The organism is Pandoraea terrae (genome assembly GCF_902459695.1).
Lineage (GTDB): Bacteria > Pseudomonadota > Gammaproteobacteria > Burkholderiales > Burkholderiaceae > Pandoraea > Pandoraea terrae.
This window is the reverse complement of sequence record NZ_CABPRZ010000002.1, coordinates 160,422-183,962: the sequence shown is the minus strand read 5'-3', so window position 1 is coordinate 183,962 and position 23,541 is coordinate 160,422. Positions and strand designations below refer to the sequence as shown.

The 23,541-nt window shown below is 64.8% G+C and carries 25 protein-coding genes and 1 pseudogene; 6 read left to right on the top strand and 20 right to left on the bottom strand.

Translation table 11 applies throughout. The features are described from left to right. The first annotated feature begins 40 nt into the window (after positions 1 to 40). Positions 41 to 811 (top strand): cyclase family protein, encoded by a 771-nt coding sequence (locus PTE30175_RS02940; protein WP_150695550.1) that lies wholly within the window; start codon positions 41 to 43, stop codon positions 809 to 811. Positions 812 to 888: 77 nt separating this feature from the next. Here PTE30175_RS02940 and pgm read toward each other — a convergent pair whose 3' ends face one another. The 3 genes from pgm to speB form a co-directional block, all read right to left on the bottom strand. Next, complete coding sequence (gene pgm / locus PTE30175_RS02935; RefSeq protein ID WP_150695549.1) at positions 889 to 2,559, bottom strand: phosphoglucomutase (alpha-D-glucose-1,6-bisphosphate-dependent); 1,671 nt, start codon at positions 2,557 to 2,559, stop codon at positions 889 to 891. A 145-nt stretch (positions 2,560 to 2,704) separates the two neighbouring features. Continuing rightward, positions 2,705 to 3,850, bottom strand: a complete 1,146-nt coding sequence (locus tag PTE30175_RS02930; RefSeq protein WP_150695548.1) for a branched-chain amino acid ABC transporter substrate-binding protein — start codon at positions 3,848 to 3,850, stop codon at positions 2,705 to 2,707. Between the two features lie 95 nt (positions 3,851 to 3,945). Beyond that, a complete protein-coding gene (speB, locus tag PTE30175_RS02925) occupies positions 3,946 to 4,917 on the bottom strand; it encodes an agmatinase (protein ID WP_150695547.1) in 972 nt (323 codons plus the stop codon). 112 nt (positions 4,918 to 5,029) lie between these two features. On the opposite strand from speB, the gene PTE30175_RS02920 reads away from it, so the two are divergent. The 3 genes from PTE30175_RS02920 (at position 5,030) to PTE30175_RS02910 (ending at position 7,569) form a co-directional block, all read left to right on the top strand. Further along, entirely contained in the window at positions 5,030 to 5,932 is a 903-nt protein-coding gene (locus tag PTE30175_RS02920; protein WP_150695546.1) for a LysR family transcriptional regulator, read from the top strand. Between the two features lie 79 nt (positions 5,933 to 6,011). Continuing rightward, positions 6,012 to 6,440, top strand: a complete 429-nt coding sequence (locus PTE30175_RS02915; RefSeq protein WP_150695545.1) for a PRC-barrel domain-containing protein — start codon at positions 6,012 to 6,014, stop codon at positions 6,438 to 6,440. Between the two features lie 355 nt (positions 6,441 to 6,795). Then, positions 6,796 to 7,569 (top strand): glycosyltransferase family 2 protein, encoded by a 774-nt coding sequence (locus PTE30175_RS02910; protein WP_150695544.1) that lies wholly within the window; start codon positions 6,796 to 6,798, stop codon positions 7,567 to 7,569. A gap of 14 nt (positions 7,570 to 7,583) precedes the next feature. On the opposite strand, the gene fabG is transcribed toward PTE30175_RS02910, so the two are convergent. From fabG to PTE30175_RS02850, 12 genes are read right to left on the bottom strand one after another with little or no spacing between them, the layout of a single operon-like run. After that, entirely contained in the window at positions 7,584 to 8,303 is a 720-nt protein-coding gene (gene fabG, locus PTE30175_RS02905; RefSeq protein WP_150695543.1) for a 3-oxoacyl-ACP reductase FabG, read from the bottom strand. Beyond that, positions 8,300 to 8,755, bottom strand: coding sequence for an ApeP family dehydratase (locus PTE30175_RS02900; RefSeq protein WP_150695542.1), 456 nt, complete (start codon positions 8,753 to 8,755; stop codon positions 8,300 to 8,302). Before PTE30175_RS02900 ends, fabG begins: the two co-directional genes overlap by 4 nt. Continuing rightward, a complete protein-coding gene (locus tag PTE30175_RS02895) occupies positions 8,752 to 9,552 on the bottom strand; it encodes a beta-ketoacyl synthase chain length factor (protein WP_150695541.1) in 801 nt (266 codons plus the stop codon). The genes PTE30175_RS02900 and PTE30175_RS02895 overlap by 4 nt, the downstream gene beginning before the upstream one ends. Continuing rightward, the gene (locus tag PTE30175_RS02890) at positions 9,549 to 10,754 is read right to left on the bottom strand and encodes a beta-ketoacyl-[acyl-carrier-protein] synthase family protein (RefSeq protein WP_150695540.1); all 1,206 of its coding nucleotides are present in this window, start codon (positions 10,752 to 10,754) and stop codon (positions 9,549 to 9,551) included. Before PTE30175_RS02890 ends, PTE30175_RS02895 begins: the two co-directional genes overlap by 4 nt. A gap of 30 nt (positions 10,755 to 10,784) precedes the next feature. Then, entirely contained in the window at positions 10,785 to 11,600 is an 816-nt protein-coding gene (locus PTE30175_RS02885; RefSeq protein WP_150695539.1) for a polysaccharide deacetylase family protein, read from the bottom strand. Further along, a complete protein-coding gene (locus tag PTE30175_RS02880) occupies positions 11,597 to 13,942 on the bottom strand; it encodes an MMPL family transporter (RefSeq protein ID WP_224788573.1) in 2,346 nt (781 codons plus the stop codon). Before PTE30175_RS02880 ends, PTE30175_RS02885 begins: the two co-directional genes overlap by 4 nt. Then, on the bottom strand, positions 13,939 to 14,514 hold the full coding sequence (locus PTE30175_RS28480; protein ID WP_150695538.1) for a LolA-related protein: 576 nt from the start codon (positions 14,512 to 14,514) through the stop codon (positions 13,939 to 13,941). Before PTE30175_RS28480 ends, PTE30175_RS02880 begins: the two co-directional genes overlap by 4 nt. Then, positions 14,504 to 15,412: an LpxL/LpxP family acyltransferase gene (locus tag PTE30175_RS02870; protein WP_224788572.1), complete on the bottom strand. Its 909-nt coding sequence runs from the start codon at positions 15,410 to 15,412 to the stop codon at positions 14,504 to 14,506. Before PTE30175_RS02870 ends, PTE30175_RS28480 begins: the two co-directional genes overlap by 11 nt. Continuing rightward, positions 15,409 to 15,723, bottom strand: coding sequence for an ApeI family dehydratase (locus tag PTE30175_RS02865; RefSeq protein ID WP_150695537.1), 315 nt, complete (start codon positions 15,721 to 15,723; stop codon positions 15,409 to 15,411). The genes PTE30175_RS02870 and PTE30175_RS02865 overlap by 4 nt, the downstream gene beginning before the upstream one ends. Then, positions 15,716 to 17,071 carry an AMP-binding protein gene (locus PTE30175_RS02860; RefSeq protein ID WP_150695536.1) on the bottom strand — a complete coding sequence of 452 codons (1,356 nt, stop codon included), beginning with the start codon at positions 17,069 to 17,071 and terminating at the stop codon, positions 15,716 to 15,718. The genes PTE30175_RS02865 and PTE30175_RS02860 overlap by 8 nt, the downstream gene beginning before the upstream one ends. A 1-nt stretch (position 17,072) precedes the next feature. Beyond that, positions 17,073 to 17,729 carry a COG4648 family protein gene (locus PTE30175_RS02855; protein ID WP_150695535.1) on the bottom strand — a complete coding sequence of 219 codons (657 nt, stop codon included), beginning with the start codon at positions 17,727 to 17,729 and terminating at the stop codon, positions 17,073 to 17,075. After that, entirely contained in the window at positions 17,729 to 18,001 is a 273-nt protein-coding gene (locus PTE30175_RS02850; protein ID WP_150695534.1) for a phosphopantetheine-binding protein, read from the bottom strand. The genes PTE30175_RS02855 and PTE30175_RS02850 overlap by 1 nt, the downstream gene beginning before the upstream one ends. 324 nt (positions 18,002 to 18,325) lie before the next feature. On the opposite strand from PTE30175_RS02850, the gene PTE30175_RS02845 reads away from it, so the two are divergent. Beyond that, positions 18,326 to 18,580 carry a hypothetical protein gene (locus tag PTE30175_RS02845; protein WP_224788571.1) on the top strand — a complete coding sequence of 85 codons (255 nt, stop codon included), beginning with the start codon at positions 18,326 to 18,328 and terminating at the stop codon, positions 18,578 to 18,580. A 24-nt stretch (positions 18,581 to 18,604) separates the two neighbouring features. Here the strand turns inward: PTE30175_RS02845 and PTE30175_RS02840 are convergent, their stop codons facing one another. Together PTE30175_RS02840 and PTE30175_RS02835 are read right to left on the bottom strand one after the other, a co-directional pair. Then, a complete protein-coding gene (locus PTE30175_RS02840; protein ID WP_150695533.1) occupies positions 18,605 to 19,237 on the bottom strand; it encodes a VTT domain-containing protein in 633 nt (210 codons plus the stop codon). Between the two features lie 89 nt (positions 19,238 to 19,326). Further along, positions 19,327 to 19,398 (bottom strand): annotated as a pseudogene (locus PTE30175_RS02835) (hydrolase); the annotation flags it as partial. A gap of 409 nt (positions 19,399 to 19,807) precedes the next feature. On the opposite strand from PTE30175_RS02835, the gene PTE30175_RS02830 reads away from it, so the two are divergent. Further along, the gene (locus tag PTE30175_RS02830) at positions 19,808 to 20,080 is read left to right on the top strand and encodes a hypothetical protein (protein ID WP_150695532.1); all 273 of its coding nucleotides are present in this window, start codon (positions 19,808 to 19,810) and stop codon (positions 20,078 to 20,080) included. Between the two features lie 95 nt (positions 20,081 to 20,175). Here PTE30175_RS02830 and PTE30175_RS02825 read toward each other — a convergent pair whose 3' ends face one another. The 3 genes from PTE30175_RS02825 to PTE30175_RS02815 form a co-directional block, all read right to left on the bottom strand. After that, on the bottom strand, positions 20,176 to 20,808 hold the full coding sequence (locus PTE30175_RS02825) for a malonic semialdehyde reductase (protein ID WP_150695531.1): 633 nt from the start codon (positions 20,806 to 20,808) through the stop codon (positions 20,176 to 20,178). A 276-nt stretch (positions 20,809 to 21,084) separates the two neighbouring features. Further along, the gene (locus tag PTE30175_RS02820; RefSeq protein WP_191628798.1) at positions 21,085 to 21,831 is read right to left on the bottom strand and encodes a phosphatase PAP2 family protein; all 747 of its coding nucleotides are present in this window, start codon (positions 21,829 to 21,831) and stop codon (positions 21,085 to 21,087) included. 139 nt (positions 21,832 to 21,970) lie between these two features. Then, entirely contained in the window at positions 21,971 to 23,539 is a 1,569-nt protein-coding gene (locus PTE30175_RS02815; protein ID WP_224788570.1) for an efflux transporter outer membrane subunit, read from the bottom strand. Positions 23,540 to 23,541 lie beyond the last annotated feature (2 nt).

Sequence of the window (23,541 nt, the reverse complement as noted above, 5' to 3'; positions counted from 1 at the left end):
GTGTGTTGTGGCAGTCCCCGAAAATGTTGAGGAGAACTCCATGCTGAAGGCCCTGGCCCAAGCGCTGCAAAGCGGCGCAGTCCGTGTGATCGATCTGAGTCAAACCCTGCACGGCCGTACACCGATCATTCCGTTGCCGCCGCAATACGGGCAAAGCGCGCCGTTCCGTATTGAGGAAATTTCGAACTTCGACGATCGCGGGCCCGCCTGGTATTGGAACAACATCTCGTGCGGCGAGCACACCGGCACCCACTTCGACGCGCCGATCCACTGGATCACGGGCAAGGATTTTCCGGACAACACGACCGAGACGATCGACGTGCAGAAGCTGATCGCGCCCGCGTGCGTCATCGACGTCAGCGCCGAAACCCGCGAGAATCCCGACTACCTGCTGACGATCGAACGCGTCGAACAATGGGAGTCGGAACACGGCCGCATTCCCGCCGGGAGTTGGGTCCTCATGCGTACCGACTGGTCGCTACGCACCGATCCGGACGCATTCCTGAACCTTAAGGAGGACGGCGCCCATACCCCGGGCGGGCATCCCGACCTGCCGGCCTTTCTCGCGCGCGAGCGCAACGTCATCGGCTGGGGCGCGGAAGGCGTGGGCACGGACGCCGGGCAGGCCTATGCCTTTTCACAACCGTTTCCGTGCCACGCGAATATGCACGGCAATAACAAGTTCGGGTTGGCGAGTCTCGTGAATCTCGACAAGCTGCCGGCCACGGGCGCGCTGCTCATTACACCGCCGCTGAAGATCCGCCGCGGATCGGGCAGCCCGTGCCGGGTGCTGGCGCTCGTCGAGGTTTAGCGCCTGTTCACGCCAATATCGGGCTCGCGAACGTGTTGTGCCTGTCGGCTGGCGCACCTCGAGGATCTCGTGGACGCCTACGACGCCGTGCGCAACGCCTGATCGACAATGGCTTGCGCTTCGTCGACCAGCTGGCGCAGGTGGCCGCTGCCCCGGAAGCTCTCGGCATAGATCTTGTAGATGTCTTCCGTGCCGGAGGGGCGGGCGGCGAACCACCCGTGTTCGGTCACCACCTTCAACCCGCCGATCGCGGCGTCATTGCCGGGTGCGCTGGTCAGCACCGCCTGAATCGGTTCCCCGGCCAACACGGTCGATGCAATCCGATCGGGCGAGAGCGCCGACAGGACGGCCTTTTGCGCCGGCGTGGCAGGCGCCTGCACGCGATCTTCCACCGGTTCGCCGAACGCCCGGGTCAAATCGCGATAGATCTCGCCGGGATCCCGGCCGGCGCGTGCGGTGATCTCGCCCGACAGCAGCGCCGGCACGATACCGTCCTTGTCCGTGCTCCACACGGTGCCGTCGAGGCGCAGGAAGCTGGCGCCGGCGCTTTCCTCGCCGGCAAAACCGAGCGTTCCGTCCAGCAGTCCCGCAGCGAACCATTTGAAACCGACCGGTACCTCGTACACCCGCCGGCCAAGCCTTGCGCCCACACGGTCGATCATCTGGCTGCTGACGGCGGTCTTGCCGATGGCCGCATCATGCCGCCAGTCGGGACGGTGCCGGAACAGGTAGTCGATCGCGACCGACAGATAATGGTTCGGCGGCAGCAATCCGGCGCTGCGCGTGACGATCCCGTGCCTGTCGTGGTCGGTGTCGCAGGCAAAGGCGATATCGAAGCGCGCCTGCTGTGCGATCAGACTCTGCATGGCGTCGGGCGACGACGGATCCATGCGGATCTGACCGTCCCAGTCCACCGTCATGAACCGGAAAGTCGTGTCGACCTCGCGCCGGATCGTGGTCAGGTCCAGGCGGTAGCGGTCCGCGATCGCGGGCCAATAATTCACGCCGGCGCCGCCCAACGGATCGACGCCCATGCGAACGCCCGCATCGCGCAGGACATCCATGTCGATAACGTTGACCAGGTCGTCGACGTACGTGTTCAGGAAATCGTAGCTTTGCGTGGTCGGCGCGCGCATGGCCTTTTCGAACGTCACGCGGCGGACATCCCGCAAGCCTTCGCGCAGCAGTTCGTTGGCGCGTTGCTCGATCCAGCGCGTCACCGGGGTTTCGGCCGGCCCGCCATGCGGCGGGTTGTACTTGAACCCGCCGTTATCGGGCGGATTGTGCGACGGCGTGATCACGATGCCATCGGCCAACCCCGAGGTGCGGCCGCGGTTGTGGACCAGGATCGCGCGGGACACGGCGGGTGTCGGCGTGTATTCACCGTTGGCCGATACGCAGACCGTCACACCGTTGCCGGCAAGCACTTCCAGCGCGCTGGCGAAAGCAGGCTCCGACAGCGCGTGCGTGTCGATGCCGACGAACAACGGTCCGTCGATGTCATGCTGGCGGCGATACTCGCAAATCGCCTGCGAGATCGCCAGCACGTGGGCTTCGTTGAACGTTTTGCGCAGCGATGAACCGCGATGGCCGGAGGTGCCGAACGCCACACATTGCGCGGGGTCGGCCGGGTCGGGCGCGTCGGCGTAGTAGGCCGTCACGAGCCGCGCCACATTGACCAGAATGTCAGACGGCGCCGGTTTTCCGGCCAGCGGGTGGTTGATCTCTTGGCTTTGAGGCGCCTGCATCACGTGAACTCCGTGGTGGAACAGGCCCCCAGTATACCCGCCGGCCCGTCGGTCGCAGAGCACTGGCATTGGGCATGCCAGTCCCGGTGCGATGGTCAATCACGCAAGGCGCGGCCGTGCGGTGGGGCGCACGGCTGGCGGTTTCTTACTTGTCTTGAGGGAGCGGCACCTGGGCGCCGTTACGGTACGTGTAGACGGTGATCGGCGAGTCCCGCAGATCGCGGTGGTCGTCGAACCGGTAGCGTCCCGCCACACCCTGCGCGTCGATCGCGGCAAGCGACGCGCGATAACGCTTCGGATCGGTCGAGTTGGCCGCTTGCATGGCTTGTACCAACAGGTGGAGACCGTCGTAAAGCGATGCACTGTACGTCAGCGGGTCGGCGTTGAAGCGCTTGCGGTAATCGGCCTTGAATTGGCGGCCAAGCGGCGTTTGTTCAAGCACCGGCCCGCCTTGCGGGCAGTACACCCGCTCGTCGACCGATTCGCCGCCCAGTTTGGCCAGTTCGATGTTGCACATCGCATCGCCGCCAAGCAGGTACAACTGCGTCATGGCCAGGCGCTTCATCTGGTTGCGCAACGGGCCGGCTTGCGCGTAGTAGCCGCCGTAGAACACGCCATCGACGTTCATGCCGCGGATGCGTGTCAGGATCGGCACGAAATCGACCGCCTTGTCCGAAGTGAATTCGCGCGCAACGATCTCGATGCCGGCCGCCTTTGCCGCCTTGACAAACTCGTCGGCGACGCCCTGGCCGTACGCCGTACGATCGTCGATGACCGCGAAGCGCCTGGCGTGCAGGCGGCCGGCCGCGAATTCTCCCATGCGCTTGCCGAGCTGGCTGTCGTTGGCCGAGATCCGGAACACGTAGGGCAGGCCGCTCTGCGTGATCGACGGGTTGGAGGCGACAGTGGCCATGACCACGCCCGCCTGGTCGAGCAGCCGCGAAATCGGAATCGCAACGCCGGAATTGAACGGGCCGAACACCACCTTCACCTCGGCGTCGACGAGGCGTTGGGCGACGGCCATGCCGGTTCGCGGGTCGGCGGCGTCGTCTTCGGATACGAGTTCAAAGCGCACCCGCTGCGCGCCGACCATGACGTTCTGCGCGTTGATGCGGTCGACGGCCATGCGAAGGCCATTCTCGTCGTCCTTGCCGATGGCGGCTTGCGCACCGGTCAATGGTCCGGTCAGGCCGATCCTGACAACCTGGGTATCGGCGGCCTGCGCCTGGGGCAACCACGTGCCGGCAAGCACGCACACGAGACTGGCGAGACATAAAGATGGACGAAGCATGCTGGCTCCTTTTTCACGTCCCCGTTTCCGGGGCGTGACGGTATGATGCGACGCCTGCCGGCGCCGCGGGATCGGAAAGTCCCTAACAGACGCCTTTAACGTTGGCCGCGCAGTTTTCGGTGGTGCATTACGCGGCCGATCGTGTTGAGCAGCAACTGGGCCGCGAGGATTGACGTGGATCCGGTGTGATCATAGTCGGGCGCGACTTCGACAAGGTCGATACCGATGACGTCGCCCTGCGCGGCCAGTCCCGCAAACAGTTCCAGACCTTCGTAATACGTCAGGCCGCCGTGGCTGGGCGTGCCGGTGCCGGGGGCGATGGAAACGTCGAAACCGTCGATATCTATCGTCAGGTAATAGCGTACGCCTTTAGGGATACGGTCGAGCACACCCTGAATGCCAAGCTTGCGCAGCTGCCGGACCGAAATGATGTCCGAGCCCATTTCGCGCGCCTGCGCATAGCCCTCCCGCGCCGTTGAAGACACGTTGCGGATGCCGATCTGCGTCATACCCGTTACCACGCTTTTTTCGGCTGCGCGGCGCAACGGGTTGCCGTGGCCGTGGCGCACGCCGTGGCGCTCGTCGACGAAATCGAGGTGGGCGTCGATATGCACGATGTGGAACGGTTCCTGCCCCTCGAACGCGGCGATGCACGGGATATTGATCGAATGGTCGCCACCGAGCACGACCGGCAGCGCGCTGGCCGCCAGGATCTTTCGCACGCCGAATTCGATGTTGGCATGACTCTTTTCGGTATTCGTGTGGACCATGTCGGCGTCGCCGATATCGACCATGCGGACTTCGTCGGCGGGCAGGTAGACAACGTCGTCCTCGAAGTCGTAGGCGCCGCCATGACCGAACGAAAACAGGGTGGACGCCTCGCGGATCGAGCGCGGACCGAAACGTGCGCCGGGCCGCCACTGCGTGCCGCAGTCGAACGGCGCACCGAGGATCGCGACGTCGGCGTCAATCGCGTCCCAGTCCAGCGCGACCGGAGACTTGCCGAAAGTACAGATGCCGACGAACGGGAGATCCAGCCGTCCTTTGTCGTACTGATTCGTTGACATTTGGGTTCACCATTCCTTGAAAGGGTGACCTCATTCTGGTCAATCGATTTGTCCGGTAAAATCAGAAAATAATTAAGTAAACTTCGGAAAAATCCGAAGTCAGGAGCGTAGCATGCAGATCCGGGACGTTGACCTCAAGCTGTTGAGAGTCTTTGAGACGATTGTTCGCTGCGGTGGATTTACTGCGGCACAGAACGTGCTCGGCGTTGGCGCATCGAGTATCAGCGAACAGATGACGCAATTGGAAGCGCGCTTCGGCGTGCGGTTGTGCGAGCGTGGGCGCGGCGGGTTCCGCCTGACCGATGAAGGCCTGCAAATGCATGAGGCGGCGCAACGCCTGTTGGCGTCGGTCGACACGTTCAATATGGAAGCGAGCGCGATACGGCGCGAACTGCACGGGGTATTGCGCTTGGGCATGATCGAGGCGACGCTGACCGATCCGCAAGCGCCATTACTTGCGGCCATCCGTCAATTCGGCCAGGCGGCGCCTAAAGTCCAGTTGCATATCGAAATCGATTCGCCGGACCGGCTCGAACAACGTGTGCTCGACGGCAGCCTGCACCTGGCCGTCGGCCCTTTCCCGGACCCGGCACCGGGCCTCGATTCGCGCGTGCTTTACCAGGAGGAGCAGGGGCTGTATTGCGCCTCGCCGCATCCGCTGTTCTATGGTGCGAACGCCGATGCCCCGGAGCTTGCGGATCAGATCGCTACGGCGAAGCTGGCCACACGCGGCTACCTCGGGCGCAAGGAGCTTGAACTGTTGGGCATGCGGGAGCCGGCGGCACTCGTGGACAACGTCGAGGGCCGCGCCATGCTGATCCTGTCGGGCAACTACATCGGATTCTTGCCGCCACACTACGCCGACGCGTGGGTCGAGCGCGGGTTGTTGCGCCGGCTCGTGCCGCAATGCTATACGACCCATCTGGATTTCAAGATCGTCACGCGGCGTACCGTCAGTACCCCGCGTGTCGTGAGGACCTTGATCGGCTTTCTTGCAGAGGCGCGCCACGGGTAACGCGCTCGCGTGCTTGTCCGATTCTGTGCGCCGTCTCATAATCGTTGCCAGGCAAGCGCATTATCAATGGGAGTGTGTCATGAAACATGAAGACCACAACGGCTATGCGATGCATCTGCCGAACCCGGCGGCGCAGCCCAGGAAGCATGGGCGGCGGGGCCACAAGCCCGGCCTGATCGGCGCCAGCACGCTGGTCGGCAGCGGAGTCTACAACCCGCGCGGCGAGCATATCGGCGATATCCGGGACATCATGCTTGACGTGCGAAGCGGCAAGGTGGGCTACGCGGTCCTGACGTTCGGCGATATGGAGGGCGCGGGCAGGCGGCTGTTCGCGGTACCTTGGCATGCGCTCTCTCCGGATGCCAAGCACGAGGGTTTCGCCCTGAACATCGACCGCGACCGGCTGAAACACGCCCCGGGATTCGACAAGGATGACTGGCCCGACATGACCGACCCGGCCTGGGCAACGGAAATACACGCGTACTATCCGACCGGGCCGCAGCCCTAGTCGACCGCGCGATTTCCTGCGGTCCGGGCGGGCCGCCGGCATCGTTGCGACGAATGTGTAATAAGTTGTTGCACAGATTTGCAGCCGGGCGCGAGGTGTTACCAACGGAAACACCTCGCGGGCGCACCATCGGTGATCATTCCTGGTGACGTTTCACCGTTCGGACATCATTTCCCGCACCGACGCAATATACAATTGCGGTCGAAGCCGGCTCGGCAGACTGCGCGCGAATGCACGCGGGCCGTCCGGACGCATACTGCTTTTGCCATCATGATTGACTCATTACCCCCGATCCAGCCCGACCCGCCTGTCGCCGTTGCGCCCAGTCCGCAAATGGCCCCGTCAAGAGGCCGCGATGGAACGCTCTAGCAGTCACCTCGTCCTGATCCCCAGCTACAACCCGGGGCCCAAGGCTTATGACACGGTGCGGGCAGCGCGCGCGCAATGGAATCCTGTCTGGGTGATCGTCGACGGCAGCGACGACGGCACGGCGTCGGGCCTGCGGGCCATGGCCGAGGCGGATCCCGGTCTGCGTGTCGAAGTCCTGCCGGAGAATCGCGGCAAGGGCGCTGCCGTACTGCATGGCCTGCAACTCGCTCAGGACGCCGGATTCACGCATGTGTTGACCATGGATTCGGACGGCCAGCATCCTGCCTACGCGATTCCCGACTTCATGGCGCGCTCTGCTGCCGCCCCGGCAGCGATGGTGCTGGGCGAGCCGCAGTTCGGTCCCGAGGCGCCCCGCATCCGGATCTGGGGCCGCAAATTGTCGAACGCGTGGGCCGACCTGGAAACCCTGTGGATGGGCATCGGCGACTCGCTTTTCGGTTTTCGCGTCTACCCGGTCGCGCCGCTGATCGCCGTGATGCAGCCGCAGCGCTGGATGCGCCGCTTCGACTTCGATCCGGAAGCGGCCGTGCGTTTGTGCTGGTATGGCGTGTACCCGATAAACGTGCCATGCCCGGTACGCTATTTCCGCCCGGACGAGGGGGGCGTGTCGCACTTCAACTATCTGCGCGACAATCTGTTGTTGACCGGTATGCACAGCCGGCTGGTGCTCGGCTTCCTGATACGCTTGCCGCGCCTGCTGTCGCGCCGATTCACACGCGCCACGGCGTGTTTGCGCTGATGCGTGGGCGTGCCCTAGTACAGTGCCCCATTGACCGACAGCACCTGCGCCGAGATGTAGCCGGCGTCGTCTGAACAAAGAAAGCCCACGAGCGCAGCAACTTCGTCGGGGCGGCCGGCGCGGCCCATCGGGATCATTTTGCGGATCGTGGCTGAATCGAACGTCTCCTCGCTCATGGGCGTCTCGATCACGCCCGGCGCCACCGCATTCACGGTAATACCCCGGGTCGCCAACTCCAGCGCCAGCGACTTGGTGGCGCCGTGCAGGCCCGCCTTTGCGGCAGCATAGTTCACCTGGCCGCGATTGCCGCTCAACGCCGCCACCGAACTGATGTTGACGATCCGGCCCCAGCGCGTGCGTATCATCGGCATCAGCAACGGTTGCGTGACATTGAAGAAGCCATTCAGGGAGACGTCGAGCACGCGATGCCATTGCGCTGCGCGCATCCCGGGCATGACCGCATCGTCGTGCACGCCGGCGTTGTTCACCAGAATCTGGATCGGACCGTCTTCCAGTACCTGCTCCAGGGCCGCAGTGCACTGTTCCGGCGCCGTTACGTCGAACGCCAGCGCCCGCGCCGAATACCCGGCCGCCTGCAATTCGAGCGCCAGCGCCTCGGCCTTGGCAATCCCCTGATTGGCATGAATCAGTACCTCGTGCCCTTGGGCTGCCAGGCGCCGGCAAATCGCTGCGCCGATTCCGCCGCTGCCGCCCGTGATCAATGCACGTTTCATGTGCGCGCTCCCTGTTCGTCCAGATGGCGTCCTGCATCGAGCCTTACCGCGGCGCGTCCGCTTGCCACCGGCTGTGCACCGGCCGTCACGACGAACCGGTACACGACATTGTCGTCATCGCCAATCATGCGTTCGGCCTCGATCGTCAGATCGTCCGCCAAGCCGTCAAGCGCGGCCACCGACAGGTGCACGTCGCGCAGACTGGTCAGGAACCCGGCGCGTACCGGCGCCTGTCCGGTCGCGCACAAAGCGCCGTGCAGGGCCATTGCCTGGGCGGCGTATTCGATGGCGCAGGCCGCGCCGAGCCTGCCTCGATGCCGCAGCGGGTTGTTTTGCGCGCGATGGCTGTCGGCCCGGCAGACGATGCGGCATTCGTCCCAGTGAGACGCCTCGGCCAACAGGCACATGGCGCCCTGATGGGGTATGCGACGGGCGATCTCTGCGCGGTTCATGCGCACGGTTCCAGTTCGATGGCGAGTGCCAGGCCGGCCGGCGCCTCCAGGCCAAAGCTGCCGTGCTCGCGTCGTGCCAGCGCGGCCAAGGCCGGCAGGGCGCGCATCGACGGGGCAGCGTGCGCCAGCGCATCGAATGCCGCGTGACCGGTGGTACCCGGCGCAGCCGCGTCGACGCGCAAGGCGATGCGTGCGAGCGACGCGGGTCCCGGTTGCGGGCTGAGCAGCATGGCCGTGCCGCACGGCTCCGGCAGCGGGCGCAAGTCCGCCAACGGGCCGGCATATGGCGTGTCGTAGCAGATCAGCAACACACTGCGCCGTTCGGCCTGAACCTGGCCCAGGGCATCCAGCAGCCCCATCGAGAAGCTGGCATCGTAGGCGCTCAGCACATTGCAGGGTGCTTCGGCGTGTGCGGCGATGCCCCAATACCCGGCCGGCGCGTTGTGAACCGAATTGGTGAAGCGCGTGGGCGATACGGCGCGGTCCGGTTCGGCCAGCGCCGTGCACATCATGTGCATGTTGTCGCCGTCGCCACCCGATGCAGCGAACACGGTTGCAAGATGTGTCAGCGCTGCGCCGGACATGGCCGCCGCCTCGAAGCCGAGCGCCAGCGCAAGCCGCACAGGCTTGCCGACCCTGCGCCGCTCGGCCGACGGAAGCCCCTGCGGGGCGGGCAATTGCGTCGGCGCGGCCTGCCACGGCTGCTCGCCGCGCAGTTGTGCCGCGAGCATCGGCCAGTTGTCGAAACCGGGGCCGAGCGCGGCCACGCCATCCAGGTAACCGACCAATCCGGTCATGCATCCCCCTGCATCACGGCGCGGCGAAGCACCACGCTGGCGTTACTGCCGCCAAATCCGAAAGAATTGCTCATGACCACATTCAGCGTCTGGCGACGCGGTGTGAGCACGTAGTCGAGATCGAACGTATCGTCGATCGGATCACTGCCCGGACTGCCGGGGATCAACCCGTGCCTCAACGCGAGCGCGCCAATCACGACTTCGAGCGCGCCGGCTGCCCCGAGCGTATGGCCGGTTGCCCCCTTGGTGGAACTGACCGGTACGCCGTTTCCGAACAGGCGTGTGACTGCCAGCCCTTCGGCGGCGTCGTTGTTCGATGTGGCGGTACCGTGCAGGTTGAGGTAATCGACCTGCCGGGGCGTGAGCCCGGCGCTTGCCAAGGCTGCCTGCATGGCAACCTCGGCCCCGCGTCCTTCCGGTTGCGGCGACGACATGTGGTAGGCATCGCTGGATTCGCCCACGCCGCCGAGCAGTACGGCATCTGGCGGCAATTCGGCGGCAGGGCGTTCGAGCAGGGCGAAGGCTGCCGCCTCGCCGATGGAGATGCCGCGGCGCGCGGCGCTGTAAGGCCGGCAAGGCTCGGGGGACAGCAGTTCGAGCGAGTTGAAGCCATACAACGTCGTCAGGCACAAGCTATCCACACCGCCCACGAGCGCCGCGTCGATGATGCCGGCCTCGATCAAGCGCGCCGCGCTGGCGAACACCTTGGCCGACGATGCACAGGCGGCGGACACCACGAAGGATGGCCCGGCGAGTCCCAGATGGCGTGACACCACCTCGGCCAACGCATACGGCGTGTGGCTGCCGCGATAACTCGGCGGACGGACGAATGCACCGGAAGCGTCACGCTGGCGGTACGCCTGCTCGGTCTCCAGGATGCCGCCAGTGCTGGTGCCCAGAAATACGCCGACCCGGCCGGCGCCGTAGCGCTGCGCCGCACTGCGTACCGCGTCGGCGACGCCGTCCTGCGCCAGACCGAACAGGGCCAGACGGTTGTTGCGGCAGTCGTAGTCTGCCAGTGCAGCGGGCAGGCGGACGTCCGCTAGCGCAGGTACTTCGCCCACATACGCCGCCAGCCGGACGGTCTCGAATGCACATGGCACGAGACCGCTTCGATTGGCGGCAAGGGCGTCCAGCGAGGCCGTCAACCCGATACCGAGTGCGCTCGTCGCGCTGAACGCGGAGAGATGCAGGGCTTGCATGTTTCGTATTTCCATTAGCGTGAACTGGCCCTAGGCGCGCGGATCCGATGCGGCCAGCGTAACGGTACGCAATTTACGTGCGCGAATTTCAGCCAACAGGGCAGGCAATACCGCCACGATGACGGGCTCGCCCGCGGGCGTGCGTGCGGCGTGTCCATCGTGCAACAGCAAAATGTCGCCGGCGGCCAGGCCGCGGGTCAGCGCGGCGAGCACTTTGTCCGGATTGCCCTGCCGCGTATCGAAGCCGCGCCGGCTCCAGGTCGCCAGCCGCAGGCCGTGGCGATGCAGCAGTGGATCGAGAAACGGATTGCGCAGTCCGGCCGGGGCGCGAAAGAAGCGCGGCGCAACACCGGTGATGCCCGCCAGTGTACGCTGGGCGGCAGCCAGTTCGCGTGCCAGCGCCCGGGGGCCGCGCACTGAAAAGCTGTGATGATGGTGTTCGCTATGGTTCTCCACCGCATGGCCGCGCGCCACGATCTCGCGGCAAAGGTCCGGATAACGCGCCGCCTGGCGCCCGATGCAAAAGAAGGTGGCGCTCGCGCCGGCCGCGTCGAGCAGGTCGAGTACGCGCGGGGTCACGTCAGGATCGGGGCCGTCGTCGATGGTGATCGCGACTTCGCCGCGCGCCGCCGCAGCCGCCGGCAGGCGTGTCCAGTTCGGGCCCAGGAGCCGGCAACGCGGCCACAAGCCCGCTGCCGCAAGCAGGGCGTGATCGGCAATCACCGCGCCCAGCCACCAGGGCCAGGCCCCCGGCCGGACCCACCAGGCGAAGATCACGGCCACGTGCAGCACCGCCGAAACGACAATCAGCGGGCTCGGGCGCCAGCGTGCGGACCAAAGGTTCATGAACGTGCCTCGTCAACCTGACGATCCAGCATGGCCGAAAACAGCAGCGCCAGCAACGCGCCCGGACCTGCCGTGCCGCCAAGGGCGGACAGCACCGGCACACTGGAGAAGGCCAGCACGCCAAATCCGGAAAGCGTCGTGGCATTGGCCACCATCAGCGAGAGCAGCAGACTTGGCGAGCGTTCGCGGCCGACAAAGAAGAGCGCGTAGTTCGATCCGATCGCCACCACCAATAGCAAGCCTATCAGATGGAGCAGGTTCAGTGGCGTTCGCGCCAGCACGTGCGCGGCGGCGACGACGAGCACTGACGCCAGAAGCGGCAGCATCACCCGCCAGAGTTTCACGGGCGATCGCAAGACCAGCGCGAGCATCAGCACGACGGCGAGCATGCCGAACCCGACGAGTGCCAACGCTTCGTGCAGATACGCGCCGTAGAGCCGTTCGGATTCGGTCTTCAGATCGACCAGCCATAGCGGCTGGCCCGCGAATGCTCGTTGCAATGTCGCGGCGTCGATGCCGCCGGGTGGCGCATGCAACGGCAACAGGGCCAGGCTTTGGCCGGGGCGATCGATCAACATGCCGTCGAGCAGTAGCGCAATGGAGCTGTCGCGGTAGCTTGCCGGGGTCAGGAGCGGTGCCTGTCGCGCGGCGGTTACGGCTGCGACGAAGGGCTCCAGCCGTGACGCCTGGATCGGCAGGCCGTCCAGCGCCGTGTGAAGACGTGCACGCAGTGTGGCTTCGTCGGGCAGGCTCGCTCGGCGTGCCTGCTGTGTGGCCAGACTCGGCAAATATCGGCTGGGGCTTTCGTAGCCCGCGAGCAGGCCCTTCGCCACCAACGCGTCGAGTTGCGGCGTGAGTTGCTCGGTCTGGCGCAGCACCGCCTCGCGGTCGCTACCGCGTACCACGGCCAGATAGCGCACGTCGGGCGCCCCGAGGTCGCCGCGAAGTGCGGCATCCAATGCCTGCTGCTTCGCCGGCACCGGGCTGAGCGCGGCCAGTTCGCGGTTCCACAACGTCTCCCGGTAGCCGAGCAGCACCCCGAGCGCCAACAGCGCCAGCACCGGCACCAGCAGGCGCAGGCGGCGCATGTGCCGCACCGCGCACGCTGCGCCATGCGCCAGCGCGCTCAGGTCGCGCACCGCAAAGTTGGCGGGCAGTAGCAACGGCAGCACCCAACGGGTCACGAGTGCGGCGCAACCGAGTCCGGCGATTGAATACAGGCCGAGTTGCGCCAGTCCGGGGAATCCGGAGAAGAGCAGGGCGGAAAAACCGCACGCCGAGGTCAGCACCCCCAGGCGAATGGTTGGCCAGAAGCGCTCGCGCCACGTGCTGACGGCGCTTACGCCTGGCGCCCCCGACTGAATGAAGAGATAGATCGAATAATCCACCGCCTCGCCGATCAGCGTCACGCCGAAGCCCAGGGTGAGGGCGTGCACGGTGCCGAAACCGAGACTGACGGCGACCGCGCCGGCCAATGCGCCGCTTGCGACCGGCACAAGTCCCAGCAGCAAGACACGCCATGAGCGGTAAACCGTCCACAACAGGACGATGATGATCGCGCTGCCGAGCAGCGAGAAATGCAAGGCCTCATCGCGAATGCGGGCCCGTGCTTCCACGCCGAAGACGCCGGGACCGGACAACAGCAGACGGCTTCCGGCGAGCGCGGGATCGCGTGCCGACAATTGCGCGCGCGCGGCATCGAACGCGCGCCTGATGCTGGCGATGGCGGCCTCCTGGGCGTCGGTATCCGATCCGGCCGCGCGGGTGTAAAGCATCATCAGGGCGCGCCGGCCGTCTCGCGACGCCCAGACGCCTTCGCTCATCGTTGCGCCGTCGCGACTGGCCAGCACCGCGAGCAATTGGAGCGTTTCTCCGGTCGGGTCGGCCGGGAGCAATGACTTGAGCCAGGCCCCCGAGGGCAACGCCAGCGCCGTGATGCTGTCACCGATCGCGGCGTGAAGACCGTCAACGGAAAAGCGCTGCGGCGTCACTTCGGGGCTGAGCAGATAGCGCGCGCCGAACAACAGGCGACGCTCGTGTTCGAAGTTACCGGCCTCGCCATTGGCGACACTGGCGAAGGCCGGGTCGCGCCGCAGTCGGTCGGCCAGGGCACGCGACAGCGCGGCGCGCCCCTGGGGGTCGGCGCCTTCAATGCCGGCCAGGATCAGGCGCGACACGGTGCCATCCTTGAGTTGATCGACGAGAATTTGCTGCTCGGCCGTTGGCGCGGCCGGCAGGAATGCCGACATATCGGCGGAAAAGCGTGCGCGCGTCATCAGGGCCAGGCCCGCGAGTACCGTCAGCAGCCAGATCCCGACGATTACCGCACGGCGTTGCCTCACGGCGCCACCTTGTCGATTGTCATGAGCGAACGGTCGCCATCGGCCTGGAAAATCTCGATCTGCCGCAATTCCGCCCGCGCCCCGGCAATGCGCACCCGGCTGACCTTGGCGAGCATCTTGTCCGAACGCGGCGTCAGTTGCAGCGTCCATCGGTCATGGCGCCCGTCGAGTTCGATCCGGTAGGCCGCTTCCAGCGCACGCCGATCGCCGGCCAGGGTGGCGCGGATGCTGTCAATGAACGCCGCCACCTCGGGATAATCCTTCAGCGCGAGCGTCTGCCGGCGGCCGTTGCGCTCGACGGTGAGCGTGCCGGCGTCGAGAATCAGCGATTCGGCTTTTGGCTGGAGCGTGCGTTTTTCCAGATGATCCGGCGCCTCGAAGGCCAACTCGCCAGACGATTCCAGCGGCTTGTCGAGCACGCCCAGATATTGTTTTTCCGTGAACGTGGCGCGGGCCGAGCGGACCTGTGCCAGCTCGCCAAGCAAATTGCCGAGATTGAATTCACCGGCACTTGCAAGCAGCGGCAGGCCCCAGAGCAGAAATATGGCAAGCGAACGGCATTTACCCGGCATTGTCGGCCCAGAAGTCAAAAAAATTGAACCAGTTGTACGGCGCGGCGCGGCATTGCGCCTCGAGTTGTGTGACGTACGCTGCCAGCCCGGCTTGCAGCGCGGTGTTGCGGCCCGCGCCCGCGAGCGCGGAGAAATCCGCGAGTTCGGAAAAGTGCAGGCGGTACCGGTTGCCGCCGAGATAGATCCCTGTCATGAACAACACCGGACGACGCATCAGCGCCGCCAGGCGCAGCGGTCCCAGCGGAAAACTTGCCGGCTCCCCGAGAAATGGACACACAGCCTTCGCTTCACCGCCCACGCCGCGATCGCCCATCATGCCGACGAGGCAGCCTTCATCCAGGCGCGACTTTACGGTGAACATCGAGTCGATTTGCCCGATCGGCACAATCTCGCTGACCAGTCCGGGGTTGATGGCCGCCAGCACGGCGTTGATCTTCCGTGCGTTGTCCGGATACATCACCATGGCCACGCGCAGGCCGCTGTACCAGCGCCCGGCGGTGCGCAACACCTCGAAACTGCCCAGGTGGGCGCCCAGCAGGAATACGCCTTCGCCGCGCGCCATCACCCGATCGATCACCTCGCGCCCCTCGATCTCGATATCGAACAGGGTGTCGCGATCGTTCAACAGGTAGACCCGGTCGAGTACCGTCGCGGCGAAGCAGTGCAGGTGGCGCAATCGTTCCGAAAGCCTTGGTGGACGGCCGAACACGCGTGTCAAATAGGCCCGGGAGGCTGCGCAGGCCGGGCCGCCGGTGAACAGGAAATACAGGGCGATGGGATGCAGCAGGCATCGCGCGACACGGCGTCCCAGGCGCAGCGCGAGCCATCGCATCACACTGAGCCACACAAGCGAGCTGCGTTCCGGAAGGCGCGTCCACTCAGCGCGCGCCTTGCTCACGCAGCGCCTCCCCAGTCGAATTCGCACTGCGCCACCTTCGCGCCGCAGGCATCATGTGCGCTGCAACGCCAGCGCCCGCTGGCGGTTTGCACTGCCGTCACCGATAGCTGGCTGCCCGGACCGACCGGCGCAAGAAACTTGGCCGACGCCAGCGCGAGGGCGCCGGGGGCGCGCCCCAGCGATTCGCGCAGGGCCTCGACGATCAGGTCGAGCAAGGCCGCGCCCGGCAGGATCGGCTGCGCCGGAAAATGTCCGGGAAACGCCGGATGATCGTCCGGAACCCGCAGCGCCAGCGTCAGGCGCTCAGTCATTGACGGCTTCCTCCACCAGCGCGGCGCGCAGCCGGTCCAGCGGCAATTTGCTGATGACGTTGCGCGGCAGGGCCGTGACGAACTTCAACGGGCGCGGCAAGAACACCGGATCGATACGGCAGCGCAGCTGTGCGAGCAGCTTCGCCCGGGTCAGACCCGGCGCCACCACCAGCGCGGCGACACGGACCACGGCGTCGACGTCGTTTTCCTCGGGCAGGAAAAACACGCCGTCCTCGACGCCGGGGATCGCCAGCAGTTGCTGGGTCAGATAGTCCAGTGAACTGCGTTTGCCCGCCACGTTGACCAGGTCGGCGGTCCGCCCCAGCAGGCGGAAGTGTCGCGCGTCGATCAACGCCACGCGGTCACCCAGCAACTGCGCATGCCGCAAGTGACCGCCGGCGGCCATGGCGCGCTCGGTGCCGCCCGCTTGCAGCGAGATACCTGCCAGACATGTCCACTGTTCGGCGCTTGCGCTGCGCCGTGTCGCGAGTTGTCCGGTTTCGGTCGAGCCGTAGATCTCCAGCAGCGGCGCCTTGCAATAGGCCTCCAGCCGCGCAGCCAATGCCGGCGAAAGCGGCGCAGTGGCACTGGTCACCAGCGCCAGTTCGGGCAATGCGACATCGCTGTCGAGCAGGGTGCGCAGGTGAAACGGCGTGGAAACCAGCACGCGCGGCGCCGGCAGGCTTGCCAACGCTGCCGCGACGTCAGCCGGGTAGAAGGGGCACGCGTCCGTCAGCACTCCGCCGCCGAGCATGGGTCGCAGCACAGTCGACTCCAGGCCGTACATGTGCTGGGGCGGTACCGTGCCGAGCGCGGCGAATCCCGGTGTTTCATCCAGACCCAGGCCGGCCAGTCCGGCGAGCGTCGCTTGCGCCAGCTCGCCCCAATGCTTGTCATGGCCTTGCTGACGCCCGGTCGAGCCCGAGGTGAACAGACGGACCACTTTCTGTGCCGAGGGCAACTGCGACGGCGGCCAGCACGCAGCGCCTTCGGGCGCCAGATCCTCGATGCCAAGCCGTACGGCGGGCAGGCCGAAACTGTCGCCGTCCCGCTCGCTGACGAAGTGCAGGTGCGGATAGTCATGACGCAGATGGGCGATATTCTCCGCAGTGCTTGCGGCCGGCAGCACGCACATGCGTGCGCGCAAGGCGCAGGCGGCAAATACCACCGCGAACCAATAGCGGTTCTGGCACGCATTGAAGACTTCGCCTGCTGCGGGCAGGCGGGCCGCGACGCGTTCCACGTCCGCAAGAAATGTCCCCGCCGAGCGCGTCGTGCCTTGAAACCGTGCAAACGGCACGCCGGGCCCACGATGGACGATTAGCGCATGGCTGTCGGGTGTGTGCATCTCAATGTCCCCCTTGCGAGTCGCGCGGGGTGCCGGTATTCACTGCAGCATACGCGCGAAACGTGTCGACGAACCGCATTTCGGCGCGCCATTGGGGCAGGCGGTACAGCCGCAGCGCATATTCCATTGCGAACATCAGTCCTGTCAGCGGCAGCATCAGCAGATTGCTGAACGTAGACCACATGGCCAACGGCGCGAACAGGAACAACACGGTGGAAACGCTCGTCATCGCGACAAAAAACAGCGTCCAGGCGACCGTCACCTGATGCGTGTAACGTGCCAGCGCCGGGTCGAGCCGGCCATGAATCACCGCCGCGATCCGGCTGCAAAGCGGCTGTTGTCCCGCGAACAGGGTACGGCCGAACATGACCGCGAGGCACAGTTGCGTGCCGGCATCCTGCAGGAAGTACAGCCAGGAAAAATGCGCGGCGAACCAGTCATGCCGGTACCACTGTAACAGGGCGACGCCTGCCAGCAGTGGCAACAACAGCACGCGGCGCCCCGATGCCGCGAAAAACATCGCCGCGGCGGCGACCGGCGGCGCCAGTGCCAGCGCAATGCCGAGCCGGACGTGTTGCTGCGCGCTGGCCAGCACCCAATGCGAGAGCAGCAGGTAGGCCGCCAGCAGCGACGCGAGAAGGAACGCCCTGAACTTCATCAGCAAGTGCGATGGGCCGCAATGTGGGCGCAAAGGCTCGCCAACGAAGCGAAAATGCGCGTGTTGTCGTCGCTGTCGGAACGAAGCTGGAATCCATAGCGCTTGGACACGACCAGCGCGATCTCGAGAATGTCGATGGAATCCAGCTCCAGACCGCCGCCATACAACGGTTCATCCGGGGCGATTTCCTCAGGCGCAACCTCCAGATTCAGGGCTTCGACGATCAGGCCCGCCACTTCCAGCTCGAGTTTGCGGTTCGCCGCTTCTGACATGATACTTACTCCACGAATTCACGATGCTGCCGCCCCGTCGGTGCGGCGAAATTTTGTAATTTTATCAGTTGATGGTTTCGATACCTGTCACATATCGTCCATGATGACCTGCCCGTATCGAACGGCGGCGCGCCCGCTGCCTTCCGTTTCGCGAGCGGCCAATTTTAATGCAATCCGGTACCTGCGGCGGCGTCCAGATGTTGCAAATTGAAACAGTCGTAAATGTGGCTGGGCCGGGCGTTCCGGCGCGGCTATCATGAATGCGTTTCGGGGCGTGCTGCGTATGAGTGGCGGCCCGGCAGGGTATTTATTCGGAGTGGTATCGTGAAAATTCAACATGGCCTGTTGGCCGCATTCGTTTGCCTTATGTTGACGCCGCTGGCCGAGGCAGGGGTGAAGCACGCGGCGCACGAGGTCAAGGACGCAACGGTTCACGCCGCGAAGAAAACCGGCGGGGCCGCGCGGGACGCCGCTCACGCCACGGGGCATGCCATCAAGGACGTGGCGCATAACATCGCAGACAAGTCGCGCGAGGGCTATCACGCCACCAAGCGGGCAGTGCACAAAGCGGTGGAGTAGCCCGCGTTCGAAAATGCCGCCGCGTCACGACTTGACGCTTACGCCCCGCCGCAAGGCATGCACGGCGATCGGCAGGACCGATATCACCACGATGGCGAGCGAAAGCCACATCAAATGGGTGCGAATCCATTCGATGTGGCCCAACCAGAATCCCGCCAGGAGAAAGACCGCTATCCAGGTGATGCCGCCGCTGACGTTGAACAACAGAAAGCGGCGCCAGGTAGTATCGGTCATCCCGGCGACAAACGGCACCACAGTGCGCACGATCGGCACGAACCGGCCTAGGAAGATGGCGACGCCGCCATAGCGCTGGAAGAAGGCGTCGGTCTGGGCCAAATGCTTGGCCGAGATCCATTGCCGGCGAAGGATCACCTTGCCGAGCACCGTCCGGCCCACCGTAAAATTGAGCGCATCGCCGGCGATCGCGGCCGCCGCCAGCGCCACGAACGGCAACCCGACGGAAAGATGGCTGATGCCGAGAAACGCGCCGAGTGCGAACACGATGGAGTCGCCCGGCAGGAAAGGCATCACGACTACGCCAGTCTCCACGAAAATCACAAGCGTGATCAGCGCGAGGCCGGCGAGCCAGTCGGCCTGCAGATGCTGCATCAACACTTCGTTGTTGAACAGCCAACTCATCAATCCAGTCGTCAACATCAGTTTTGTACCCTCGCTAGGCTTGAATGGCCGCGTCGGTTGCGGTGATTCGCTCCACCCGGCAGCACATGCGTCATCCGGACGACCCATTGTGGCTGGTGATCGATAAAGATCAGTTGGCAGTTCTGCGGAGTCAGCCCTTCAACCTTCGGGTTCGTCATTTGGGGCTCCTGAGACGGTATGGACGCCATAAAGTGCGCGGATCGGGTTCCGCACACTTTACTGACAGGCCGCGTTTGCACGCGTCGGCACAAGGGCGGTGGGTAACGGCGCGCCATTGCAAACCGTTGCCCCGGACAACGAGATTTCGACAATAGGTCAAGCCTAGGTAAACCCCGTCCAAATTCCGCAGCTATTTCACCATCTGCAATCATCGTCATTTCATCTTGGTGCACGACATTTTACATGCAACATTTTCGCGACAAGGCGGTTTACCCCCACACACTTGCGGCGCGACAACTGGTAGCCTTGATCGTGCTGGCGACCGGAATCTGTCGTTGCATGCCCGCAGTGTGAATGACGATTTTCCCGCGCCTGCTGACGAGCACCTGACCACAGGAGGGCTTCATCATGCTGAGATGGATCACCAATTGGGCGGCACATCACGCACCCACGCCGGAAAAGCAAGCCGAAAGGGCGATGAACGAGTTGCGCATGGCCTTGTTTCAGGCCGAGCAGCGTGTCATGGACGCGCAGATGCATGCGGATTACTACCGGGCACGCCTGACATTTCTCGAAGAAGTCTCAAGACGCGGTATCGAACAGGTGTCCGATCTACGCAGAACCCAGCCTGAACCTTCGCCGGCAGTGAGGGCAGGGCCCAAGCTCACAGCAGCCCAATAGCCCAATAGCCCGATAGCCCGATAGCCCCGAAGGGCCAGGGCCTGTTCACGCCAATATCGGGCTTTGATGATTTCGATGCGGGCGTCACTCGCTGTTCAAAGCAGCTTGCACGCCTCATCGAACTCCAGACGCGGGCTGCGCGGGAACAACTTGGCCGGGTCGCCATAACCCAGATTGCACAGGAAGTTGGACTTGATATGGCTGTCAGGGAAGTATTCCTGATCAAACTTGCCGGTTTGGGCGTCGGCCGGGAAGAACTCGTGGTCCACTTTCGCTTGATCGAAACCGGACATGGGCCCGCAGTCGAGTCCGAGGGCGCGCGCCGCAATCATGAAATAGGCGCCTTGCAGCGAGCTGTTGCGCCGCGCTGTCACTTCGGCCAATTCGGGCGTGTTCGCGAACCATGAGCGCGCGTCCGCATGCGGAAACAGCATCGGGAGTTTGTCGTAGAACTTGCCATCGTAGCCGATGATCGCGGTCACTGGCGCGCTCATTGTCTTGTCGACGTTGCCCGGCGCCAAGGCGGGCAAAAGGCGTTGCTTTGCCTCAGGGGTACGCAGAAACAGGATGCGGGCCGGTGAACAGTTGGCGCTGGTCGGGCCCCATTTCATCAACGCATATAGTTCGCGCAGCGTATCATCGCTGACCGGCTTGGGCAGCCATTCGTTGTGGGTCCGCGCCTCGCGGAACAGCAGATCCATGCCGTCTTCACTCAATCGCTTGCTCATGCTCTTCTCCAGACGTCAGTCGCTTCAATGGCGCCGGCGCGGTCACAACGCTCGGAACATGGCTCGCGTTATCGGTGACTGCGCCGGCGTTGGCTAAAACCGGGCTTCTCCGCCATGGATTGTATACCCTCGAATGCGCTGAACAAGACATGCGGCACATGACATTGAGGATGCGCGCGGAACTGAAATTTCAAATGACTGCGCACGCGATGGTCGACGACGTTGACCCGGCCGAGGCCTACGCGTTCAAGCGGCAGGAAGAACAGGAGATTCAAGCTATCGAGGCGCCGGGGTTTTTTTATCCGGGAGTATCTGCATCGTTTTCAGAACCACGTGCTTGTCCAACCGCTGTGCCCCGTCCATTTTCCATTGCGCCCGCCGGAATGACTGCTCGCGGCCGGACAAGTGCAGTGCCACGTCGGTGATCCAGCGCTGCGTCGGCACGCTTTCGCCATGCAGGAATGCGACCAGCGCAAACAGACTTAACGCTACCGGCAGCATGCGGAGCTTCGGCGTGTCGAGCTTGCGCGTCAGATAGATAAAGGCCGCGCTAACGGCGAAGCCGACCACGCAACCGGCGACCGCCTCGGAAACCGAATGCGCCGCCAGGGCAACGCGCGACGCCGCAACGCCGGCGCTGAACAACAGGGCCAGCGCCACGCCGCCAAGACGGATACGCTGCGAGCGGTCCTGCAGCACCAGATAAGCCATGGTGGGAAACAGCGCCGCGGCCTGCATGGCGTGGCCGCTGATGCCGGTAAAGTCAAGGGCGCGAATGCCGATGCCCCAGCCAAGGAACAGCACCTTGGTGGTCACCACCAGCAACGCTCCGCCAACGAACAGCAGCGCCCAGATCAGCGCCATTCGCCATACCCGTCCGATCGCCAGCCATACTGTGACGGCGGCAGCCGCCGGTACCGTGACAGCCGCACCGCCAAAATTGGTCAACGTAATCCAGAAAGCTAACACCACGATATTCCGAAAGTCGACGCCGCCGCACCGCAGCGGCGTCGTTGTCATCATATGACATGTAACCGGTGTTAGCCGACTTGTCCATAGGGAAGGGGCCGAAGGGCGCGGAAATTGCGCGCCGGTGCCTGATCCCACCGGCATGAGAGTGGGCGGCTAGCCTGGTGGAGTGACAGCGTCCAAGCTGCGGGGGTCAGCTGGTTGCCGGCTTCCGAGCGGCGTTCGGGTCCGCGTGGCCGCGATGCCACCACCCGCCGCCCATCGCCTGAAACAACGCAGTGGTATCGGCATACCGATTTGCCTGTGCCTGTACCAGGCCGATCCGCGCCTGCTGGTACGCTTGCTGCGCGTTGAGCTGCGTCAAATAGCTGATATCGCCCAGTTCCAGTTGCCGCTGTGCAATTTTCAGGCTTTTTTCTGCAGCGCGTTCGGCGGCAAGCGCCGCGCTCAGCGAATCCGCGTCGGACTTCAGCGCGTGCAACGTGTCGGCGACATTCTGGAACGCGCTCAGTACCGTGCCGCGATATTGCGCTGCCGCCTGGTCGTACGCCGCTTCCGCGCCACGCTGCCGGTGCAGCAAGGCGCCGCCGGCAAAGATCGGCTGCGTGATATTGGCGGCCAGGCTCCAGAACGCCGTGCTCGTGCTGAAGAGCTCGCGGGCGATCTCGGCACTTGAGCCGTAGCTGGCGCTCAGCGTGATGTTGGGAAGACGCGCGGCCACCGCTACGCCGACCGCCGCGCTGGCCGCGTGCCATTGTGCCTGGGCTGCACGAACGTCCGGCCGTTGCTCGACAAGTTTCGAGGGCAGACTGACCGGCAACGCTTCGGGCAACTGGAGCGACGCCAGATCGAATTCCGCCAACAGTTTTTCGCTTGGGAATCGCCCCGTCAGGCGAGCCAGCAGATCCCGTTGTTGCGCGAGCTGCTTTTGCAGTGGCGGCAACGTGGCTCGCGCTTGCGCCAGCGCAGCTTCCTGAGCGGCGACATCGGCCATGGCCACCTGACCCAGTTCATATTGCTTGTGCAGCAGGCCCAGCGTCTTCTGCTGGATGCCGATGATCTCCTCCGTTGCCGCCAGTTGTCCTCGCAAGGCGGCTTCCTGGATGGCGGCGGCCACGACATTGGTGCTGAGCGTCAGGTAAGTCGCCTCCAACTGGAAGCGCTGCGCATCCGCTTGCGCGACCAGCGACTCGACCTGCCGGCGGTTACCGCCGAACAGGTCAAGCGTATAGGACACGGTAACCTGCGCAGTATGGAGGTTGAACAGATCGTCGCCGGACGCCGCCGGGCTGGCCAGCGGCGACGCAATTTGCTGCCGGCTCGGACTGTACGACGCCTCGATGCTCGGAAAATACGCACCCTGCTGGACACGCACGGCTTCATGGGCCGCGCGCAGCGCGGCGCGCGCGGCGTCGACATCCGGATTCTGCGTGAACGCTTCCTCGACCAGCGCATTGAGCGCTTCGGAGCGGAACAGCGTCCACCACTGGCCGGGAATATCCATGTCGCGCACAAATTGTTGCGCCGCGCCGCCCGTGACCTCGGCTGACACCGTTTTGGCGGGCAACGGCTCAGTGGTATAGCCGGCGGCCGCCGGCGCGGTGGGTGTGGCGAAGTTCGGGCCGACCGCGCAGCCCGTGACGAAACAGGTGGCTGCCGCGGCGGCGGCGAGCGGACGCAAGCGCGCGGCTAGCGAAGCATTGAACTGCAGCATGGTCGCACCGGATTTTCTTGTGACGCAGGCGATGGAGGCTCGATTCATGA

Coding starts and splice junctions, on each gene's coding strand:
- PTE30175_RS02940 (WP_150695550.1), top strand. CDS start 41: ATGCTGAAGGCCCTGGCCCAAGCGCTGCAAAGCGGCGCAGTCCGTGTG.
- pgm (WP_150695549.1), bottom strand. CDS start 2,559: ATGCAGGCGCCTCAAAGCCAAGAGATCAACCACCCGCTGGCCGGAAAA.
- PTE30175_RS02930 (WP_150695548.1), bottom strand. CDS start 3,850: ATGCTTCGTCCATCTTTATGTCTCGCCAGTCTCGTGTGCGTGCTTGCC.
- speB (WP_150695547.1), bottom strand. CDS start 4,917: ATGTCAACGAATCAGTACGACAAAGGACGGCTGGATCTCCCGTTCGTC.
- PTE30175_RS02920 (WP_150695546.1), top strand. CDS start 5,030: ATGCAGATCCGGGACGTTGACCTCAAGCTGTTGAGAGTCTTTGAGACG.
- PTE30175_RS02915 (WP_150695545.1), top strand. CDS start 6,012: ATGAAACATGAAGACCACAACGGCTATGCGATGCATCTGCCGAACCCG.
- PTE30175_RS02910 (WP_150695544.1), top strand. CDS start 6,796: ATGGAACGCTCTAGCAGTCACCTCGTCCTGATCCCCAGCTACAACCCG.
- fabG (WP_150695543.1), bottom strand. CDS start 8,303: ATGAAACGTGCATTGATCACGGGCGGCAGCGGCGGAATCGGCGCAGCG.
- PTE30175_RS02900 (WP_150695542.1), bottom strand. CDS start 8,755: ATGAACCGCGCAGAGATCGCCCGTCGCATACCCCATCAGGGCGCCATG.
- PTE30175_RS02895 (WP_150695541.1), bottom strand. CDS start 9,552: ATGACCGGATTGGTCGGTTACCTGGATGGCGTGGCCGCGCTCGGCCCC.
- PTE30175_RS02890 (WP_150695540.1), bottom strand. CDS start 10,754: ATGCAAGCCCTGCATCTCTCCGCGTTCAGCGCGACGAGCGCACTCGGT.
- PTE30175_RS02885 (WP_150695539.1), bottom strand. CDS start 11,600: ATGAACCTTTGGTCCGCACGCTGGCGCCCGAGCCCGCTGATTGTCGTT.
- PTE30175_RS28480 (WP_150695538.1), bottom strand. CDS start 14,514: ATGCCGGGTAAATGCCGTTCGCTTGCCATATTTCTGCTCTGGGGCCTG.
- PTE30175_RS02865 (WP_150695537.1), bottom strand. CDS start 15,723: ATGACTGAGCGCCTGACGCTGGCGCTGCGGGTTCCGGACGATCATCCG.
- PTE30175_RS02860 (WP_150695536.1), bottom strand. CDS start 17,071: ATGCACACACCCGACAGCCATGCGCTAATCGTCCATCGTGGGCCCGGC.
- PTE30175_RS02855 (WP_150695535.1), bottom strand. CDS start 17,729: ATGAAGTTCAGGGCGTTCCTTCTCGCGTCGCTGCTGGCGGCCTACCTG.
- PTE30175_RS02850 (WP_150695534.1), bottom strand. CDS start 18,001: ATGTCAGAAGCGGCGAACCGCAAACTCGAGCTGGAAGTGGCGGGCCTG.
- PTE30175_RS02840 (WP_150695533.1), bottom strand. CDS start 19,237: ATGTTGACGACTGGATTGATGAGTTGGCTGTTCAACAACGAAGTGTTG.
- PTE30175_RS02830 (WP_150695532.1), top strand. CDS start 19,808: ATGCTGAGATGGATCACCAATTGGGCGGCACATCACGCACCCACGCCG.
- PTE30175_RS02825 (WP_150695531.1), bottom strand. CDS start 20,808: ATGAGCAAGCGATTGAGTGAAGACGGCATGGATCTGCTGTTCCGCGAG.
- PTE30175_RS02820 (WP_191628798.1), bottom strand. CDS start 21,831: ATGATGACAACGACGCCGCTGCGGTGCGGCGGCGTCGACTTTCGGAAT.
- PTE30175_RS02815 (WP_224788570.1), bottom strand. CDS start 23,539: ATGAATCGAGCCTCCATCGCCTGCGTCACAAGAAAATCCGGTGCGACC.